The 11,461-nt window shown below is 62.8% G+C and carries 10 protein-coding genes; 7 read left to right on the top strand and 3 right to left on the bottom strand.

Features of this window, described 5'->3' with window-relative positions; translation table 11 throughout:
* Positions 1-11 precede the first annotated feature (11 nt).
* The 4 genes from ABIE33_RS03765 to ABIE33_RS03750 all read left to right on the top strand — a co-directional run bounded on the left by ABIE33_RS03765 (position 12) and on the right by ABIE33_RS03750 (position 2,547).
* A complete protein-coding gene (locus tag ABIE33_RS03765; protein WP_429121552.1) occupies positions 12-332 on the top strand; it encodes an NIPSNAP family protein in 321 nt (106 codons plus the stop codon).
* A gap of 4 nt (positions 333-336) precedes the next feature.
* Positions 337-684 (top strand): antibiotic biosynthesis monooxygenase family protein, encoded by a 348-nt coding sequence (locus ABIE33_RS03760; RefSeq protein ID WP_429121549.1) that lies wholly within the window; start codon positions 337-339, stop codon positions 682-684.
* 138 nt (positions 685-822) lie between these two features.
* Positions 823-1,953, top strand: coding sequence for a site-specific DNA-methyltransferase (locus tag ABIE33_RS03755; RefSeq protein ID WP_429121546.1), 1,131 nt, complete (start codon positions 823-825; stop codon positions 1,951-1,953).
* A gap of 393 nt (positions 1,954-2,346) precedes the next feature.
* Positions 2,347-2,547, top strand: coding sequence for a hypothetical protein (locus ABIE33_RS03750; protein WP_429121545.1), 201 nt, complete (start codon positions 2,347-2,349; stop codon positions 2,545-2,547).
* A gap of 207 nt (positions 2,548-2,754) precedes the next feature.
* Here the strand turns inward: ABIE33_RS03750 and ABIE33_RS03745 are convergent, their stop codons facing one another.
* Both ABIE33_RS03745 and mutY read right to left on the bottom strand, forming a co-directional pair.
* Positions 2,755-3,372 carry an HAD family hydrolase gene (locus ABIE33_RS03745; RefSeq protein WP_429121542.1) on the bottom strand — a complete coding sequence of 206 codons (618 nt, stop codon included), beginning with the start codon at positions 3,370-3,372 and terminating at the stop codon, positions 2,755-2,757.
* A gap of 24 nt (positions 3,373-3,396) precedes the next feature.
* Positions 3,397-4,485 carry an A/G-specific adenine glycosylase gene (mutY, locus tag ABIE33_RS03740; protein WP_429121540.1) on the bottom strand — a complete coding sequence of 363 codons (1,089 nt, stop codon included), beginning with the start codon at positions 4,483-4,485 and terminating at the stop codon, positions 3,397-3,399.
* A 93-nt stretch (positions 4,486-4,578) separates the two neighbouring features.
* Between mutY and ABIE33_RS03735 the strand changes: the two genes are divergently transcribed.
* The 3 genes from ABIE33_RS03735 to smc all read left to right on the top strand — a co-directional run bounded on the left by ABIE33_RS03735 (position 4,579) and on the right by smc (position 9,606).
* Entirely contained in the window at positions 4,579-5,085 is a 507-nt protein-coding gene (locus ABIE33_RS03735) for a DUF721 domain-containing protein (RefSeq protein ID WP_429121537.1), read from the top strand.
* Between the two features lie 120 nt (positions 5,086-5,205).
* Positions 5,206-6,042 (top strand): DsbA family protein, encoded by an 837-nt coding sequence (locus ABIE33_RS03730; protein WP_429121534.1) that lies wholly within the window; start codon positions 5,206-5,208, stop codon positions 6,040-6,042.
* Positions 6,043-6,144: 102 nt separating this feature from the next.
* Positions 6,145-9,606, top strand: coding sequence for a chromosome segregation protein SMC (smc, locus tag ABIE33_RS03725; RefSeq protein WP_429121532.1), 3,462 nt, complete (start codon positions 6,145-6,147; stop codon positions 9,604-9,606).
* A 17-nt stretch (positions 9,607-9,623) separates the two neighbouring features.
* Here the strand turns inward: smc and ABIE33_RS03720 are convergent, their stop codons facing one another.
* A complete protein-coding gene (locus ABIE33_RS03720; protein WP_429121529.1) occupies positions 9,624-11,444 on the bottom strand; it encodes a caspase family protein in 1,821 nt (606 codons plus the stop codon).
* Positions 11,445-11,461: the final 17 nt, after the last annotated feature.

The following is an 11,461-nucleotide window of genomic DNA, read 5'->3' as shown; positions in this document are numbered from 1 at the left end:
AGGAGACCAAGATGATCACCTGCTTCATCCGCTACGAAATCGACCCCTTCAAGAAGGAGGAGTTCGCCGCCTATTCCCGTAACTGGGGTGAGGCCATTCCGCGCTGCGGCGCCGATCTGATCGGTTACTTCGGACCGCACGAAGGTTCGGCGACGACGGCCTACGGCGTCTACAACATCGACAGCCTTGCCGCCTATGAGGCCTATCGCGCCCGGCTTGTCGCCGACCCCTTGGGCAAAGAAAACTATGCGTTCGCGCGCAAAGAGCGTTTTATCCTGAAGGAGGACCGCATCTTCCTGAAAAACGTTTCGTGGCCGGCTGGAAAGGGGTGAACTCATGATCGCCGTTATTTTCGAAGTGCTGCCGGCCGAGGGCCGTCGTGAGACCTATCTCGGCATCGCCGCCGACCTGCGCCCACTGCTCGATGGCATCGACGGGTTCATCTCGATAGAGCGCTTTCAAAGCCTCGCCGATCCCAACAAGGTTCTGTCGTTGTCGTTCTGGCGCGACGAGGCGGCCGTTAAGGAATGGCGCAATGGTGCCGAGCACCGCGCTGCCCAGGATGCCGGTCGTCACGGCGTCTTTGCCGACTACCGTCTACGCATTGCGTCGGTGGTGCGCGATTATGGCTTGAACGAGCGGCGTCAGGCGCCGGTCGACAGCCGCGCCTTCCACGCCGCTTGACGGCTCCCGGCAGGCGAAGCGATTGGTCCGGCAACGCAATTACGAAATTTTTCCTGATGGCCTTCAGGCTTTGGTAACCATCTTCGGTAACCATAAGCTCCATAGTCCGTCCCGAGTAAGCGTATTTGCGAGTTGTCCATGTCATCAGTTGTTTCGCTTGCCGAAGTCTCCCGTTCCACCCGTCCGCTGGGTTGGCTCGATTCCATCATCAAGGGTGACTGCGTGGCAGCGCTCAATGCGCTTCCCGACAATTCGGTCGATGTCGTTTTCGCCGACCCGCCCTACAACCTGCAACTCGGCGGCATGCTGACCCGCCCCGACCAGTCGGTCGTCGACGCCGTCGTTGACGAATGGGACCAGTTCGCTTCGTTCGAAGCCTATGACGCCTTCACCCGCGCATGGCTGCTGGCCTGCCGTCGCGTGCTGAAGCCGACCGGAACGCTCTGGGTTATCGGCTCCTACCACAACATCTTTCGCGTCGGTGCGATCCTGCAGGACCTGCATTTCTGGATCCTCAACGACATCATCTGGCGCAAGACCAACCCGATGCCCAACTTCAAGGGCCGCCGGTTCCAGAACGCCCATGAAACGCTGATCTGGGCGACGCCGAACGCCAGCGCCAAGGGCTACACCTTCAACTACGATGCGATGAAGGCGGCCAATGACGATGTGCAGATGCGCTCCGATTGGCTGTTCCCGATCTGCTCGGGTCACGAACGCCTCAAGGGCGACGACGGCAAGAAGGTGCACCCGACACAGAAGCCGGAAGCGTTGCTCGCCCGCATCATGATGGCATCGACCAAGCCGGGCGACATCATCCTCGATCCCTTCTTCGGCTCCGGCACCACCGGTGCGGTTGCCAAGCGCCTCGGCCGCCACTTCGTCGGCATCGAGCGCGAACAGGACTATATTGACGCGGCATCGGCGCGGATCGACGCTGTCGAGCCGCTCGGCAAGGCCATGCTGTCGGTCATGACCGGCAAGAAGGCCGAGCCGCGTGTGGCATTCAATACGCTGATCGAAAGCGGATTGATCAAGCCCGGCACCGTCCTGACCGATGCCAAGCGACGTCACAGCGCGATCGTGCGCGCCGACGGCACGCTTGCCTCCGGTGGCGAGGCCGGCTCCATTCATCGCCTGGGCGCCAAGGTCCAGGGTCTCGATGCCTGCAACGGATGGACATTCTGGCACTTCGAAGAAGGGAACACCCTGAAGCCCATCGACGAACTCAGAACCGTCATTCGAAATGACCTGGCAAAACTGAACTGATCAACCAGTTCCGCCAGGTCCTTCGAAAGCACTCTGCCCGGTTTTTGTACCTTCAGTCCCGGAAGGAGAGCTTTAAACGCCCGGAATCCGCAAGGCTTCCGGGCGTTTGTATGTTTATCGCCGCCTCGACGAACTGCGGTTATTCGGATGCGTTGGCCGGATCGGTGCCAGGGCGCAGTGTAGCGCGCAAAATCGTTTGGCATTGAGCGCAAGAACAATTGCCAGCAGATTTCTGTAACACCTTCTGCGTCACAAAAACCTGTCACCGCAGCGGATCGTATCTTTCTTGCTTATCCGCTCAATGAGCACATACTGAGCTATCGCCGGACTTGGACAAGGGCTCCGGCGCCTGAAAGACCCCGCGCTTTCGCCCCAGTCGAGTTGGGATAGCGCATGTTCGCGAAACAGCATCTCAATATTTTTCACCCTGACGATCTCAATGTGATGGAAGCTATCTTCGAGGAGACGCTGATTCGTCGCCGGCTGCCTCGTACTTGCGAGGAGGCCGAACGGATAGCTGAAACAATCATAAGCATGTACCGGAGCGGGATAACCGATCCCGCTGCTTTGCGGCAGATGGTCGAGTATGTCTGAGGTTCCGGCCTGAGTGCGCTTGACACTACTGGCTTTCCGCCCCAATGCCCTCCCGTCCGAGGCGGCGGACAGCATCCCAAACACCCAGACCGAATGCGGCCGGTCTCGAAACGCGAGGACGATTCCGCATCGAATGCAATCTATGGTGGTAGTGGCATTTGTGGCGGAATTTAAACCTCTATCGAGGCGAGTTGTCCGGCGTGATTGTCAGCGCTGGATGCCGTAGGCGGCGAGATCGGCCTTCAGCTTTTCCGGGTCGGTGAAATGCACCGCGTGCCAGCCGGCCAGACGTGCGCCCTCGACATTGGGCATGCTGTCGTCGATGAACAGTGTCGCCGGTGGGTCGAGGTCAAAATTGCGGGCATGGGTCTCGTAGATCGCGACATCTGGCTTGATCAGGCCGACATCGCCCGACACGGTGACGCCGCGCGGCAGGGTCAGGAACGGGTAGAGCTGCTGCACCTCGCGGAACGTGTCGGAGGCGAAGTTGGTCAGCATCGTCACGTCGCGGCCCTCGGCGATCAGGTTTTCCATCAACGAAACCGTTTCGACATAGGCGTGCGGCACCATCTCCTGCCAATGTTTGCGGAAGGCGCGAATCTGCTCTTCCCGTTCGGGATGATCCTTGATCAGCAGCGCCTCGGCTTCTTCCCAAGAGCGGCCACGGTCCTGTTCGATGTTCCAGTCGTGGGTGCAGACATTGGCGAAGAACCATTGCCGCTCCGCCTCGTCGGGAATGATGCGGCTGAAGGGCAGGTTCGGGTCGTAATGGATCAGCACCTTGCCGATGTCGAAGACGATGTGTCGGATTTCGATGCTGCTCATGAACCTGTTCCTCGTTCGACCTTCTCAGCGACTGGCTTTGAAGGCATCTGGTATCGCCTGGGCGATCGCTTTTTTCATAACCGTCGGCAGCGCCTGGGCTTTCAACGAAGAGACCGGCTCCCACCAGCCGTCGTTTCCGGTCTCGGCGCGCGCGACATTGGCCCTGTAGACCAACAGGCGCAACTCGAAATGCGTAAACACATGGGTGATCGTGCCACAGTTTTCCCAGGCAGCGGCAAAGGGCTGCGCCTCGACCGAAGTGTCGCCATCCTGCCGCGCAGTCCACCCGGTGCCGGGCACCTCGGTCATGCCGCCGAGAAGGCCGGTTTCGCCACGCTTGCGCAGATAGACGGTGTCGCGGGCATCGATCGCCACGAAAGCGGCGCCAAGCCTCAGCGGCTTATCCTTCTTCTTCGCCTTGCGCGGAAAGGTCTCGGGATCGGCGATGGAAAGCGCCAGACAGTGCGGCCGGAACGGACAGAGCGAACAGGCGGGGCGTTTCGGCGTGCAGATCGTCGCGCCGAGATCCATCATCGCCTGGGCGAAATCGCCCGGCCTGTCGGCGGGCGTCAAGGCTGCGACTTGGCTACGCATTTCCGGCTTGGCCGCCGGCAGCGGGGTTTCGATGGCGTAAAGCCGCGAGATCACCCGCTCGACATTGCCGTCAAGCACGGCGCTCTGGCGGTTGAAGGCGATGGCGGCGACGGCCGCTGCCGTATAGTCGCCGATGCCGGGCAGGGCCTTCAGCCCTTCCTCCGTGTCGGGGAAACGGCTGCCATGATCGCGCGCCACGGCCTCGGCGCATTTCTTCAGGTTGCGCGCCCGTGCGTAGTAGCCGAGCCCGGCCCAGGCCTTCATCACGTCTTCATTGTCGGCGGCGGCGAGATCTTCGACCGCCGGCCACAAGGTCAGGAACTTCTCGAAATACGCCTTCACCGCCTGCACGGTCGTCTGCTGCAGCATGACCTCCGACATCCAGATATGGTACGGATTGGCGACCACACCCTGACGCGCCATCGACGGCGAGACCCGCCACGGAAGGTCGCGGTGGTGCCGGTCGTACCATTCAAGAAGAAGCGGGGCGGCCTTCGCCGCCGTGATCGTATTTGCCATGATTTGCCGGAAGTTCCTTTTCCGGCCTATACTTGGCGAAGGCGAGCCGGCGCATCAAGGCTCAATCGACATTGCATACAGAAAGTCGCGTTCGTGAGTGAACAGAAGTCCCGCAGGGGTGTGGTCCAGATCAGCGAGGTCGCCAACGGCCTGATCGATCCGGTGCTGGCCAAGCGCGCCGGCATCAACACCATGCTGCTCGGCTCCTGGGACGAGATCGCCGGCGCCGACTTTGCCGACTGCACCCGGCCGGAAAAGATCGCCTGGCCGCGCCGCGCCTCGGAAATTGCCGGCGAGGGCGGTCAGCAGCCCGGCGTGCTCACGGTTGCCTGCGAGGGCGCGCGCGCACTTTTCCTCACCCATGCCCAGGGCGAACTGATCCAGCGCATCAATGGCTTCTTCGGCTTTTACGCCATCGGGCAACTGCGGATCGTGCAAAAGCCGGTGTCGCCACCGCCAAAACGCAATCGCACGCCGCGCCCGCTTTCGGGCGAACCGGCCCGCCGGCTTGAAACCATGGTCGAGGGTATCGAGAGCGAAGAGCTGAAGGCGGCACTGCGGCGGCTCGGGACCGCAGTCATGTCGCCACGCCGGCGTTAGGGCAGGACCATCAGGCGGTCACAATTCTTTGAATTCTGTTGAAACGCTGCCCCTTGCCGCCCCGCGCGCGGCAAGATATCGAATCCGCACTGCAATTCCCTCCGAACACGGGTAAAATTCATGTCCGCTTCCGCAATGAACCTTTCCAAACGCCTGCTCAGCGGTATTGCCATCGCGACCGTCGCTCTTGTGCTTGCCGCCTGCAGCGACGAGAAGAAGGAGCAGGCTTCGGCGACCCCGACCGAAACCACGGAAACGGCCGCCAAGGCCGACGCCAAGCCGGCCGACGCGATGACGACCGCTTCGACGACGGCTGCTCCGACAACGACCACGGAAGCCAAGCCAGCCGGCACCGAAGTCGCCCAGTCGACGGCCGCTCCGGCAAAGGTCGAGCTGCCGAGCTCGGAAGGCTCCGTCGACATGGCCAAGCTGCTCGAGCCCGGCGCACTGCCGGAAATGGCGATCGGCGATGCCAACGCCCCGGTTACGATCGTCGAATACATGTCGATGACCTGCCCGCATTGCGCCGCCTTCCACAACAACACCTTCGAAGCGATCAAGACGAAGTATATCGACAGCGGCAAGGTTCGTTTCGTCCTGCGCGAATTTCCGTTCGATCCGCGTGCGGCTGCCGCCTTCATGCTGGCGCGTTGCGCGCCTGAGGGCCAGTACTTCCCGATGATCTCCATGCTGTTCAAGCAGCAGCAGCAGTGGGCCGCCGCCCAGAATGGTCGCGATGCATTGCTGCAGATGTCCAAGCTTGCCGGTTTTACACAGGAGACCTTCGAGTCCTGCTTGACGAACCAGAAACTTCTGGATGATGTGAACGCAGTTATGCAGAAGGGCGCAAAGGACTTTGGCGTACAATCGACGCCGACCTTCTTCGTCAATGGAGAGCACTATTCTGGGGATATGTCGGTTGACGTCATGTCGGCCCTCATCGACAGCAAGCTCTGATCCTTCGCTTTTCCTGAAAACGGGCGACGGCAGCAGCCGTGCGCCCGTTTTTTATGCCCGTCAGCTGGATGACGAGGGGCGTTCTGCGCCAGCGTCCGCCGCATGAAGTTCAACAAGCTTCGCCTGCTCGGCTTCAAGTCCTTCGTCGAACCCAGCGAATTCATCATCGAGCGCGGTCTGACCGGCATCGTCGGCCCGAACGGTTGCGGCAAGTCGAACCTTGTCGAGGCATTGCGCTGGGTGATGGGGGAAAACTCCTACAAGAACATGCGCGCGTCCGGCATGGACGATGTGATCTTTTCGGGATCCGGCAATCGGCCGGCGCGCAACACCGCCGAAGTTGGCCTTTACCTCGACAACAGCGATCGAACCGCGCCGGCCGCCTTCAACGATAGCGACGAAATCCAGGTGACGCGCCGCATCGAGCGCGAACAGGGCTCGGTCTACAGGATCAACGGCAAAGAGGCGCGCGCCAAGGATGTGCAGCTCTTGTTTGCCGACGCGTCCACAGGCGCCCGCTCGCCATCGATGGTTGGCCAGGGCCGTATCGGCGAACTGATTGCGGCAAAGCCGCAGGCGCGACGCCAGCTTCTTGAAGAGGCTGCCGGCATTTCCGGCCTGCATTCGCGCCGGCACGAGGCGGAGCTGCGGCTGAAAGCGGCCGAAACCAATCTTGAGCGCCTCGATGATGTTACCTCGCAGCTGGAAAGCCAGATCGAGAGCCTGAAACGGCAGGCGCGCCAGGCCAGTCGCTTCAAGATGCTGTCTGCCGACATCCGTAAGCACGAGGCGATCCTGTTCCACATCCGCTGGGTTCACGCCAAGGAAGCCGAAGCCGAGGCAACCAGCCAGCTAAACCAGGTGACGGCACTCGTTGCCGAAAAGGCGCAGGCCCAGATGCAGGCGGCCAAGGATCAGGCGATTTCCAGCCTGAAACTGCCGGAGCTGCGCGAGAACGAGGCGAAGCTGGCAGCCGCATTGCAGCGCCTGCAGATCGCCCGTTCGCAGCTTGAGGAAGATGCCGGCCGCATCCTGCGCCGCCGCGACGAGCTGCAGCGCCGCCTGGCGCAGCTCGCCGAGGATATCGCCCGCGAGGAACGCCTGGTTGCCGACAATGCCGGTATTCTCGCTCGCCTCGACGAAGAAGACCAGGAACTGCGCGAGCTGCTCGCCGAGGCGGACGACCGGGCAACCGAAGCCAGGGAGCGGCTCGAAGAAGCGAACGAAAAACTTTCGGTGAGCGAGACCGATCTCAGCCGGCTGACCGCGGAGCGCGCCGAAGCGCAGGCCGGTCGCAACCAGCTCGAGCGCGCGCTGCGGGATCTCTCGGAGCGGCAGGCCCGCCTGGTGCGCCAGCTCGCCGATCAGGCCCGCGATCTTGACGAACTCGACCGGCAGATGTCGACGCTGCCTGACCCGCACGAGAAGCAGGGCCAGGTCGAAGTGGCCGAGGCCGCGCTCGAAGAGGCCGAGGCGAATGTCGCTGATATCGAAGAGGCCCTTGCCGAAACCCGCCGCGCCGAGGCTGACGCCCGCCCGCCGGTCGATCGGGCGCGGGCCGTCCTGAACGGTATCGAGACCGAGGCGCGCACGATCCGTCGCATGCTCGAAGCGGCCGGTGGTGACGCTTATCCGGCTGTTGTCGAGGAGATGAAGGTCGATCGCGGCTTCGAGACGGCGCTTGGAGCAGCGCTCGGCGATGATCTCGATTCGCCGCTCGATAACGCAGCGCCCGCCCATTGGCGTACACCGGGCGACCATTCCGGCGATGCCGCCTTGCCGAACGGCGCGCGCTCTTTGATCGAGCACGTTCGCGCCCCGCAGGCGCTGACGCGTGCCTTGAGCCAGATCGGCATCGTCGATAGCGAGGCAGAGGCCGAGCGGCTGATGCCGCTGTTGAAACCCGGCCAGAGCCTGGTGACGATGCAGGGCTCGGTTTGGCGGTGGGACGGCCATGTGACCGGTTCCGAAGCGCCAAGTGCTGCAGCACTAAGGCTGGCCCAGAAGAACCGCCTTGCCGAACTCGATGCCGAAGCGGACGACGCCGGCGAGGCGCTCCGCCGCGCCGAGGCGGATCTTGCCGCTGCCGGCTCGCGCATCCGCGCCGAGGACGAGCGGCTGCGGCTAGCCCGTGACGCCCAGCGCATGATCACGCGCCAGCTTGGCGAAGCGCGCGATGCGCTGGCGGCGGCCGAGCGCGCATCGGGCGATCTCTCGCGTCGCCGCGCGGTTGTTGCCGAAACCAAGAGTCAGCTCGAAAGCCAGCTCGAAGAGGTCGCCGAACAGATCGAGACGGCCAACGACGCCCTTGCCGATGCGCCCGATCTTTCCGAACTCGAGCTGAAGCTGCGCACGCAAACGGCGGATGTGGCGGCCGATCGTGCAGCGGTTGCCGAAAGGCGCGCGGCCCACGACGGACTTGCGCGCGAGAACGAGGCACGCCAGCGCCGGATTGCGGCGATATCAGGCGAACGTCAGACCTGGAAGGCGCGGGCGGCGAGCGCCGACGAGCATATCGCCACCCTCCGGGATCGCGAGGCCGAAGCGCGCGACGAGGTCGAGGACCTGATGGATGCGCCCGACGAGTTCGACGACAAGCGCCGCGCGCTGATGAACGAATTGCAGAAGGCCGAGGCGTCACGCCGCGAGGCCGCCGATATCCTGGCCGAGGCCGAGGGTCGCCAGCGCGAGGCCGACCGCATGGCCGCGACCGCGCTGTCGGAGCTGGCGGAATCGCGTGAAAAGCGCGGCCGCGCCGAGGAGCGGCTGGTGTCGAGCCGCGAGCGGCGCGTCGAGATCGAGGCCCGCATCCAGGAGGCGCTCGCCTGCGCTCCGCACGAGGTGATGCGGCTGACCGGGCTTGCGGTCGACGAGGCGTTGCCGGATATGCGCAACGTCGAGCGCGAACTGGAACGGCTGAAGATCGAGCGCGAGCGCCTCGGCGCCGTCAACCTCCGGGCGGAAGAGGAACAGAAGGAGCTTTCCGAGCGGCTGGCTCTGCTTCTGAAGGAGCGCGACGACGTCATCGAGGCGATCCGCAAGCTGCGCAGCGCCATTCAGAACCTCAATCGCGAGGGTCGCGAGCGGCTGATCGTCGCCTTCGACGTGGTCAATGCCCAGTTCCAGCGGCTTTTCACCCATCTCTTCGGCGGCGGCACGGCCGAGCTGCAACTGATCGAGAGCGACGACCCTCTGGAAGCTGGCCTAGAAATCCTTGCCCGCCCGCCGGGCAAGAAGCCACAGACCATGACGTTGCTGTCGGGCGGTGAACAGGCGCTGACGGCGATGGCGCTGATCTTCGCCGTCTTCCTTACCAATCCGGCGCCGATCTGCGTTCTCGACGAAGTCGACGCGCCGCTCGACGACCACAATGTCGAGCGCTACTGCAATCTGATGGACGAGATGGCGGCTTCGACCGAAACCCGCTTCGTCATCATCACCCATAACCCGATCACCATGGCTCGCATGAACCGCCTGTTCGGCGTCACCATGGCGGAGCAGGGCGTGTCGCAGCTCGTCTCGGTCGATCTGCAAACGGCAGAGCGGCTGAGGGAAGTGGTCTAGGCTCTGGCCCTGGGCGGTTAGTCGAATTCGAGAATGAGACCACCCGTTCCGTCGGTTGCCCCCATATCGTCCCACATGTCGACGTAAACGGACTTCGTGTCGACTTTGCCTCGGCGATGGGCGTAGTACATGCCGATATCGTCGCCCTTCTTGTTTTCGTTCGGCATGTCGGCGAACCACTTCGTGTAGGTCAACGCCGTGCCGTTGTCCCACCGCCAGCCGCCCCTCGGCTCCTTTCCTTGCGGATCTTGCGCAAGGCCGATCCAGGGACCCATCTTGTAGCTGACGTTTCCTGAAGCGTCGTAGCCAACCTGAAAGAAGCTCTGGTCGGCATTGAAAAGCGATGCGACGAAGGCGTTCTCTTCCTCTGAAGAAATCGCTGCAAGGTGCGCACCGCAGCCGCTGGCGATCCCCCGCGCATACACCGCCAGGATCGTTCCCGTTCTGACGGCGACATAGAGGTGCCCGCCGAACACACCATAGACCGTCTCGAAGTGGCGCAGGCAGGTCAGCGCCTCCAGCACGCGCTTGTCGGTTTCGAGGCCCTCGAGGTTGGCAACGTCATACCGGCGGGCTTTCGGCGAGCTATAGATGCCCTCGGAACTGTCATTGACCTTTATGCCGAGGGTTTCTGCCGTGCGTTCAGTGATGAAACCGCTGGCCGGTTGGCGGTTGGTGCTCTGGAAGAGCTTGATCGCTTCTCGCGTCTGTCCGCCGAAAACGCCATCGGCTACGCCAGCTGCAAATCCCTTGGCGGCGAGTGCCAGCTGGACGTTGCGTCGCTGGTCTTTGTCCGGCAAGAGCCGCGCTTCGACGGACTGCGGCAGATGAGACTGGTTACGCACCCCTGCGGGTTCGATCTGCGCCAGCGTCTGGCGTCCGAGCTCGGCGTATTCGCCTGAGCGATGCTTCTCGACGAAGAAGTGCCAGATCCGCGGCGTTCCGACCCTGAGAGCTTTCTTGAAATCCTTTTCCGCCTCAAGTGCTTCGGGGTCCGTGGCTGGCACCGGTAGCACCGGCAGGGCCGCCTGGGTCTGCGGAGCCGTTTCCTCCGGTCCGAAGTAGAATTCCAGCGACAGGGACGAAAGGATCTGCGGCGATTGTTTGCCGCCCGTATCCTTGCGCACGTCGCGAACCACACGCTTGAAGGCAGTGCCGACCTCGAGCCCGGGGCCGGACAGATTGGCAATCAGCGCACGCGTGAACGGTGAGTGCCCGTCGGTGCCGTCGGCTGCGACCTGTCCCGGCGCGGCTGCAAAAGCGACCAGCGTACCGGAACCTTGCGTTTCGATCGGCGCAAGTCCGCGGGTAGCGCCCCCACGCGTGGCGCCATCGACGTCGACATTCAGCTTGTTGGCAAGCGGATTGTTGCGACAGGCGTCGAGGAACACCAGCGATATCCGTGCGCGTTTTTCGAGTGCATTGATGATCTCGGACAGCGCCACGGTTTCCGCCGGCACGTCGAACTCGCTTTCGAGCCTGGCATCCGTGCCGATCAGAAAGTTCTCGCCATGGAGCTGCATGCCGTGGCCGGCAAAATAGAACAGCGCAATGTCCTGCGGCCCGGTCTTGCGGGCGAAGCGCGACAGCGCCTCGGCAAAGCTCTTGCGATCGGCATTCAGCACCAGATCCGCTTCAAAACCTTGGCTCTTCAGGAAGCCGCTGAAAGCTTCGGCGTCGCGGGATGCGTTCGGCAAGGTTCCCGCGATCGTGTAATTGCTCATGCCGACGATAAGCGCCAGCCGCTTGCCGCCATTGTCGGCGAACACGGAGTTCGCCGCAAACAACAGCACCAGAAACGAAAGCACCGAAAAGCTCAGCATCGCACGACATTTCATGACCTGCCCTCCAAGCC

The organism is Ensifer sp. 4252, assembly GCF_050434565.1.
Taxonomy (GTDB): Bacteria; Pseudomonadota; Alphaproteobacteria; order Rhizobiales; family Rhizobiaceae; genus Ensifer.
The sequence above is the reverse complement of the archived record's forward strand: the minus strand, read 5'-3'. Positions and strand labels throughout refer to the sequence as shown.

Bases quoted from the DNA above. Each gene is read 5' to 3' on its own strand.
- ABIE33_RS03765 (WP_429121552.1), top strand. From the start codon at position 12: ATGATCACCTGCTTCATCCGCTACGAAATCGACCCCTTCAAGAAGGAG.
- ABIE33_RS03760 (WP_429121549.1), top strand. From the start codon at position 337: ATGATCGCCGTTATTTTCGAAGTGCTGCCGGCCGAGGGCCGTCGTGAG.
- ABIE33_RS03755 (WP_429121546.1), top strand. From the start codon at position 823: ATGTCATCAGTTGTTTCGCTTGCCGAAGTCTCCCGTTCCACCCGTCCG.
- ABIE33_RS03750 (WP_429121545.1), top strand. From the start codon at position 2,347: ATGTTCGCGAAACAGCATCTCAATATTTTTCACCCTGACGATCTCAAT.
- ABIE33_RS03745 (WP_429121542.1), bottom strand. From the start codon at position 3,372: ATGAGCAGCATCGAAATCCGACACATCGTCTTCGACATCGGCAAGGTG.
- mutY (WP_429121540.1), bottom strand. From the start codon at position 4,485: ATGGCAAATACGATCACGGCGGCGAAGGCCGCCCCGCTTCTTCTTGAA.
- ABIE33_RS03730 (WP_429121534.1), top strand. From the start codon at position 5,206: ATGTCCGCTTCCGCAATGAACCTTTCCAAACGCCTGCTCAGCGGTATT.
- smc (WP_429121532.1), top strand. From the start codon at position 6,145: ATGAAGTTCAACAAGCTTCGCCTGCTCGGCTTCAAGTCCTTCGTCGAA.
- ABIE33_RS03720 (WP_429121529.1), bottom strand. From the start codon at position 11,444: ATGAAATGTCGTGCGATGCTGAGCTTTTCGGTGCTTTCGTTTCTGGTG.